This is a genomic window from Marinospirillum sp., assembly GCF_014859565.1.
This window is the reverse complement of record NZ_JACUUA010000184.1, coordinates 1-6,358: the sequence shown is the minus strand read 5'-3', so window position 1 is coordinate 6,358 and position 6,358 is coordinate 1. Positions and strand designations below refer to the sequence as shown.

General features: G+C 43.0%; 6 protein-coding genes. All 6 read left to right on the top strand.

Going from position 1 to position 6,358, the window contains the following annotated elements; translation table 11 throughout:
* Positions 1–95 precede the first annotated feature (95 nt).
* The 6 genes from IBX50_RS15870 to IBX50_RS15845 all read left to right on the top strand — a co-directional run bounded on the left by IBX50_RS15870 (position 96) and on the right by IBX50_RS15845 (position 6,222).
* Positions 96–1,058 (top strand): GDP-L-fucose synthase, encoded by a 963-nt coding sequence (locus IBX50_RS15870; RefSeq protein ID WP_292257271.1) that lies wholly within the window; start codon positions 96–98, stop codon positions 1,056–1,058.
* Positions 1,051–1,512 (top strand): GDP-mannose mannosyl hydrolase, encoded by a 462-nt coding sequence (locus IBX50_RS15865; protein ID WP_292257270.1) that lies wholly within the window; start codon positions 1,051–1,053, stop codon positions 1,510–1,512. The genes IBX50_RS15870 and IBX50_RS15865 overlap by 8 nt, the downstream gene beginning before the upstream one ends.
* Positions 1,506–2,912, top strand: coding sequence for a mannose-1-phosphate guanylyltransferase/mannose-6-phosphate isomerase (locus IBX50_RS15860; RefSeq protein WP_292257269.1), 1,407 nt, complete (start codon positions 1,506–1,508; stop codon positions 2,910–2,912). Before IBX50_RS15865 ends, IBX50_RS15860 begins: the two co-directional genes overlap by 7 nt.
* On the top strand, positions 2,909–4,126 hold the full coding sequence (locus IBX50_RS15855) for a hypothetical protein (RefSeq protein ID WP_292257268.1): 1,218 nt from the start codon (positions 2,909–2,911) through the stop codon (positions 4,124–4,126). Before IBX50_RS15860 ends, IBX50_RS15855 begins: the two co-directional genes overlap by 4 nt.
* Positions 4,119–4,832, top strand: a complete 714-nt coding sequence (locus IBX50_RS15850) for a glycosyltransferase (protein WP_292257267.1) — start codon at positions 4,119–4,121, stop codon at positions 4,830–4,832. Before IBX50_RS15855 ends, IBX50_RS15850 begins: the two co-directional genes overlap by 8 nt.
* Positions 4,833–4,962: 130 nt before the next feature.
* On the top strand, positions 4,963–6,222 hold the full coding sequence (locus IBX50_RS15845; protein ID WP_292257266.1) for a glycosyltransferase family 4 protein: 1,260 nt from the start codon (positions 4,963–4,965) through the stop codon (positions 6,220–6,222).
* Positions 6,223–6,358: the final 136 nt, after the last annotated feature.

Sequence of the window (6,358 nt, the reverse complement as noted above, 5' to 3'; positions counted from 1 at the left end):
AAATGGTCGCTGAAGACCTGAAAACTGCACAGCGCCACGCCTTGCTTAAACAGCACGGCTATGAAATCCTTGTTTCGGTTGAGAATTGATTGAGCATGCAAAAAAACATCTTCATTGCTGGTCATCGCGGGATGGTCGGCTCTGCTTTGGTTCGCCAGTTACAGGCTGATCCAAATAACAACCTGATCACAGCAAAGCGCAGTGAGTTGGATTTAACTAATCAAGCTGCTGTGCAGCAATTTTTTAAGCAAGAACGGATTGATCAGGTTTACCTGGCAGCTGCCAAGGTGGGCGGTATTCATGCCAATAACGAATACCCGGCTGAGTTTATTTATGAAAACTTGATGATCGAAGCCAACATCATCCACTCTGCTCATCAAGCCGGTGTTCAGCAGTTGTTGTTCCTGGGTTCTTCCTGCATCTACCCCAAGCTGGCCGAACAGCCCATGAAAGAACAAGCACTGCTTACAGGAACCTTGGAACCCACCAACGAGCCTTATGCGATTGCCAAGATCGCGGGCATCAAACTTTGCGAAAGCTATAACCGCCAGTATGGGCGTGATTATCGCAGTGTCATGCCGACCAACCTGTACGGCGAAAACGATAACTTCCACCCTGAAAATAGCCACGTAATTCCGGCCATGATGCGCCGCTTTCATGAAGCGAAAGTAGCTGGTGCTAAAGAAGTTGTTGTCTGGGGGACTGGCAAGCCCATGCGCGAGTTCCTGCATGTAGATGACATGGCCGCTGCCAGTGTGCATGTGATGAATCTGGATACCGACACCTACGAAGCCAACACCCAGCCCATGCTCTCACACATCAACGTAGGTACTGGCGTAGACTGCACCATCCGTGAATTAGCAGAAACCATGAAAAAAGTGGTCAGTTTTGAAGGTGAATTGGTCTTTGATACCAGCAAACCCGATGGTGCGCCCCGCAAACTCATGGATGTCTCCCGCCTTAAAGCCTTGGGGTGGCAAGCAAGCATCAGCCTGGAAGAAGGACTAACCAGCACCTACCAGTGGTTTCTACAAAACCAGGAACAACTGCGTGGCTAAGCTGGACATAGAAACTTTCAAAACAGTCGTAGACTCTACGCCTCTGATCTCTATCGACTTACTGGTTGAAAATGAAAAGGGTGAATATCTCTTCGGCTTGAGAAAAAATCGCCCGGCCAAGGATTACTGGTTTGTGCCCGGTGGCCGCGTTCAAAAAAATGAAACCCTGGATGCAGCTTTTCGCCGCTTGACGCAGGAAGAACTGGGAGTAGAACTCGAAAGAAGCCACGCTCAGTTTAAAGGCGTTTACGAACACTTCTATCAGGACTCAGTTTTTGGTGAAGAGGTTTCTACCCACTATGTTGTGTTGGCTTATGTAATCAAAATCAGCAGCGATATTATAAATTTTGACGAGAGTCAGCACTCTAAAATGATCTGGCACGACCTTCATAATCAAGAAATTAAGAATATTCATCCCTACACCAAAGCCTACTTTGAAGGAATAGAATGCTAGTACCCGTAATTATGGCAGGCGGCACTGGATCCCGCCTCTGGCCCTTATCGCGTCAACTTAACCCTAAGCAGTTTTTGAAGCTGTGTGGTGATACAACCCTTCTTCAGCAAACGCTAGCACGGCTTGATGCTATAGAAACTGATGCGCCATCCATTATCTGCAATGAAGACCACCGCTTTATGGTGGCTGAACAGTTACGCCAGCTTGATATCCAAGGTGCCAGTATTCTGTTGGAGCCAGTGGGTCGTAATACGGCACCGGCAATTGCTTTAGCGGCTTTAGAGGCAACTCAGACCGGTCAAGACCCTGTGTTGTTGGTATTGGCTGCTGATCACTATATGGCGAATGAGCCTGCTTTCCATCGCGCTGTGGTGGCTGCGGCCCAACTTGCAGAGCAGGGAAAGTTAGTGACCTTTGGGGTGGTGCCGACTCAGCCTGAAACGGGTTATGGCTATATTCAGCGCGGTGCTGCGCTGGATTGTGAAGGCTATGAGGTAGCTCGCTTTGTCGAAAAGCCTGATCGTGAAAAGGCTCTGGCTTATCTTGAGACCGGTGATTACTACTGGAATAGCGGCTCGTTTATGTTCAAGGCCAGCGTTTACCTGAAGGCTTTGAGCGAGTTTCGACCGGATATTCTGGATGCCTGCAAAAAAGCATTGGAGCTAGGTCAAAAGGATATGGATTTTGTCCGAGTGGATGCTGAAGCTTTTGCACAATGCCCTGAAGATTCCATTGACTATGCTGTGATGGAAAAAACACGCGATGCGGCGGTGATACCCCTAGATGCCGGCTGGAGTGATATCGGTTCTTGGTCAGCCTTGTGGGAAATCGGCAATAAGGATGAGCAGGGTAATGTCTGCCAGGGAGATGTGCTGGCATTGCAAACCCAGAATAGCTTGATCCATGCTGAGCATAAGCTGGTGGCAACTCTGGGAGTACAGGATCTGGTGGTGGTGGAAACCAAGGATGCTGTTTTAGTAGCGCATAAAGATCAAGTGCAGGATGTGAAAAAGATCGTGGAGGCTATCAAACAGGAAGGTCGGCATGAGCATATGAACCACCGAGAAGTTTATCGCCCCTGGGGTGTATATGACTCAATTGAAAATGGTGACCGCTATCAGGTTAAGCGAATCACGGTCAAACCCGGAGCCAAGCTGTCATTACAAATGCATCATCACCGTGCTGAACATTGGGTAGTGGTCAGTGGTACAGCTAAGGTAACTAATGGCGATAAAACCTTCTTGGTCACAGAAAACGAATCCACTTTTATTCCCATTGGAGAAGTCCATTCACTGGAAAATCCGGGTAAAATATCGCTACAGTTGATTGAAGTGCAGTCGGGAAGCTATTTAGGGGAAGATGATATAGTAAGAATTAACGATGAGTATGGAAGGTTATGAATATAACAATAAAAGCGATTTTATATTTATACTTACCAGTTGTCGCGCTGGTTGCTTACTTTACATCCCTGCCAGTTGCCAATATACAAGGAAGATATGTTCGCGCTGAAGATTTTTTTGCATTAATATTAATCATTCCTGTTTTTTACCTTGTAGTCAAAAAAAAGCAAGATAAAACAATTTTTACTGCATTTATTATTTTTTTTGCTCTGATTTTTTATGAGGTTGTTGTTACTGCGACATCCTATTTAAATGAAACAAAAACAACGCTAGGTTTTTTGCATCTAGCTAAAAGTATAATGTATTTTTCACTAGGCCTCTATTTTTATTTTTCTCTGAGATGCTATGGTTATAAAGTCGTAATTATAGGTTTGACCATAGGTCTGGTTATTAACCTGATGTGGGTGCTATATCAGTTGCTAAGTGGAGATTTACAAGGTTTTTATGGGGTTTCTGCATTTGGCTACCGTGGCGCATCTGCAGCAAGTGGCGCACTATTCTATTTCATGTCAGTATTTTCTTTTTTTGCATACATATTGTACTCGAAGAAAAAATTTGCATTATTTACAGTGGCGTCTCTTTTTATGCTTGCCTTAGTTGAGAATCGTACTTTTTTTATTGCTTCTTTTATGATGGTCTTTTTGTACTATTTTTTTTGTATTTTTAGGTTGCTATCGAAATTTCGCTTATCAACTTATTGGATTTATTTTTCTTTTTTCCTTCTGTTATTTGTAACTATGCTTGTGGTTTTAGATGTTGGGTTTGACAGGTTTTCTGGTCTGTTCGAACGCCTCTCGAGAATCGATCAAGGGCTGGTTATTAGGTATAATAAGTTTTTCAATTTGATTGATTTTTATACAGATCCAATAACTATTTTTTTTGGGAATGGTCGCGGTTTCTATGAATATACTGCAGGCACCAGCCTATTGTCGATCGACAGTCAGGTTGCGCGGCTGCTGATAGAGTCAGGCTTTATAGGTCTCATATCTTGGTTGTTGTTGATGGCCATATTGGTCTGGTCTACGTTAAAAAATAGTGCTGTTAGCTATAAGATTAGGTTTCTCGTGGTATCTTTTGTTTTTTCTTTTTTTGCATCCATGTTGGTTTATGATGTTTTGGTTATATCCAAGTCTGGCTACGGTTTCTGGTTGGTTTATTTTTTCTTGCTCTACGAAATTGGGCGTCTAAAAAGAGTAGGTGGAAGCTTTGCATAAGATTGTGATAGTAACAATTAGCTATGTCTTTGATGATGCATTGGTTCGTACCCTTGAATCAATCGATGAACAAAGTTATAGAGAATTTTCGAATGTGGTCGTGGTTTCTAAGTGTGCTGAGCCTGAAACTAAAGACTATCATGCAGCCTATAGAAAATTTGTTCTGAATGAAGACTCTAGCATATACAACGCGATGAATATCGGGTTGCAGTCAGCAGAGGGGGATTATGTTTTATTCTTGAATGCTGGCGATACATTTCATGACGATAATTCACTGAGTTTAGCTTTAGATGAGTTAAATGATACAAAGTGCTATGCATTTAGAACAAATCAGATCTGGAACGATGCAGTTTATGTACGGCCTCCTGATGGTAAACTTGACCAGTTAAAAAAGTCACCAGCACACCAGGGTTTTTTTGTACCTCTCTGTACTAAGACACCGTTCTTTGATGAGAAGCACTTGATAGATGCTGACTCTAGATGGATGCAGCAATGTATTGCCCTGTTCGACATGCAGGTTTGCGATAAATTTTTATCCAATTTTTACTTAGGTGGGGTTTCAAATTATCCTACATTAAATACAGTGGTTCTGCGCTATAGGTCGCAAGGGTTGATTAGAGCATTAAAAGAAATTGTTAAATTTTTAATTAGAAAATTGATGGGTGATAGGTTGTACTACAGAATGACTCTTCTTTATTTAAAGTAAATGTTCTTAAATATGGTTTATTATTTACAAGTCAGTTGACTGATTTTGATTAAACCTTTATCTTGTATTTTACTCCTGGGTGAGTCTGTCATTAGGACTTGATCACTAAGCTTTCTGAGGTTGTCCTTATTTGAAAATTATTTACCTTCATCAATACTTCAATACACCTGAAATGTCTGGCGGTACCCGCTCTTATGAAATGGCGCGGCGTATGGTAGCAGCGGGTCATGAAGTTCACATGGTCACCAGTATTCGTGAGTCGTCATCTAATCACACTGATTGGTTCTTGACTGATGAAGCAGGCATTCATGTTCACTGGTACCCAGTTCCCTACTCAAACAATATGAGTTATGCCCAAAGGATAAGAGCTTTTTTATCCTTTGCTTTCGCTGCACGAAAAAAAGCTGTTCAGTTGGAAGGGGATGTGATTTTTGCAACGAGTACGCCGCTTACAATCGCTTTACCTGCCGTTCCTGCTGCACGAAAGAAAAAAATTCCGATGGTTTTTGAGGTTCGTGATTTGTGGCCTGAAATGCCGATTGCAGTTGGTGCCCTTAACAACCCCGTTCTTCGTTTTGCAGCCCGTAAATTAGAAAACTGGGCTTATAAGAATGCTTCTGCAGTTGTGGCCTTATCACCCGGTATGAAAGAAGGGGTTGTTCGTACTGGCTATCCCAAACAAAAAGTCGCTGTCATACCAAATAGTAGTGATAATGCTGAGTTTGCTTACAACCCTGATGCTGCGAAATCATTCCGTGCACAGCGAAGTTGGCTTGGTGATAAGCCGCTCCTAGTTTATACAGGAACGTTTGGTAAGATTAATGGTGTTGGCTACATGGTTGATCTTGCGTTGGCACTCAAAAAGCTTGGTTCAGATATCTGTATTTTGCTAGTTGGTCAAGGCGCAGAGCGTGACCTTGTTGTAGAAAAAGCTCAAGAGCAAGGTGTTTACGAATATAATTTATTTATTGAAAACCCTTTGCCCAAAAAGGATATTCCAGCTTTGCTTAGTGCTGCCACTATGGCAACCGCACTCTTTATTGATTTACCTGAAATGCGCCCTAATTCGGCGAACAAGTTTTTTGATGCTCTAGCTTCAGGTACACCGGTATTTATTAACTACGGTGGCTGGATGCATGATCTTATTGCTGCCAATGATTGCGGGTTGCCCATGTGGCAAAAGCCGATCAATGAGGTAGCAGAAATTCTACATGCAAAAATGCATGATCAAAACTGGCTAGAAGCTTCAGGCAGCTCAGCGAGAAAGCTAGCTGAAAACTCATTTGCTCGCGATGACTTGGCGAATCAACTGAATAAATTGTTAGAGCTGGCTGTAGAGGGTAAAAGTGAATTAGCTGCATCTATAGCACCTGGTATATATTGCAAATAAGGTGGCATCGCAACATACTTAAGCGTTTGTTTGACATCTCCTAGATTCAACCATTAAGTGCAACACCTGCTGTGTCCAGAGCTCCTGAAAGCTCCCCGTAAAATATCTGGGCTGGAGTTCGATACCCCAGCCGCTT

Bases quoted from the DNA above. Each gene is read 5' to 3' on its own strand.
- IBX50_RS15870 (WP_292257271.1), top strand. From the start codon at position 96: ATGCAAAAAAACATCTTCATTGCTGGTCATCGCGGGATGGTCGGCTCT.
- IBX50_RS15860 (WP_292257269.1), top strand. From the start codon at position 1,506: ATGCTAGTACCCGTAATTATGGCAGGCGGCACTGGATCCCGCCTCTGG.
- IBX50_RS15855 (WP_292257268.1), top strand. From the start codon at position 2,909: ATGAATATAACAATAAAAGCGATTTTATATTTATACTTACCAGTTGTC.